This is a genomic window from Massilia aurea (assembly GCF_040790145.1).
Classification (GTDB): Bacteria; Pseudomonadota; Gammaproteobacteria; order Burkholderiales; family Burkholderiaceae_D; genus Telluria; species Telluria aurea_C.
The window spans coordinates 1-604 of the sequence record NZ_JBFMMP010000044.1; the positions used below are offsets into that span (position 1 = coordinate 1).

Genomic DNA, 604 nt, shown 5'->3' on the forward strand with positions numbered 1-604 from the left:
ACTGGGGTGAAGTCGTAACAAGGTAGCCGTATCGGAAGGTGCGGCTGGATCACCTCCTTTCTAGAGTAGCACCGGAGTCAGCCTTAAAACTGAACTCATCATCAAGCGTCCACGCTTATCGACTGTTGAACATAAAGAACAGTTTTATCGGGGCTGTAGCTCAGCTGGTTAGAGCACCGTGTTGATAACGCGGGGGTCGTTGGTTCGAGTCCAACCAGCCCTACCAACCCTCAAACAAAAGTGGAAACCTACTTTTTTTTGGTACGGCGTTAGTCTAAAAAATGCCCGGCGTAGCCGGATCATTTTTGAGATGGAAACAGCAAGCAACCCTGGGGGATTAGCTCAGCTGGGAGAGCACCTGCTTTGCAAGCAGGGGGTCGTCGGTTCGATCCCGTCATCCTCCACCATTACGGTAAAAGTTCAAACGTAAGTCGTCAGTGATTCACTGATGTGATTTAGGTTTGGTCTTTTCGAGATCACTGTTTTTTCGTTCTTTAACAATCTGGAAGAAGTAAAGTTTTTAAGCACATGCGACAGCATGTGCTTGGGTAGTAGTATTTGTATCATTGCAACACAGTTGTACTCTTGTACCTGTGACGATCTC

2 tRNA genes and 1 rRNA gene are annotated in these 604 nt (G+C 47.2%); all 3 read left to right on the top strand.

What is annotated here, in order from left to right:
• Positions 1-60, top strand: a 16S ribosomal RNA gene (locus AB2N08_RS22905); the annotation flags it as partial.
• An 89-nt stretch (positions 61-149) separates the two neighbouring features.
• Positions 150-226, top strand: a tRNA-Ile gene (locus AB2N08_RS22910).
• A 105-nt stretch (positions 227-331) separates the two neighbouring features.
• Positions 332-407, top strand: a tRNA-Ala gene (locus tag AB2N08_RS22915).
• The last annotated feature ends 197 nt before the right edge of the window (positions 408-604 follow it).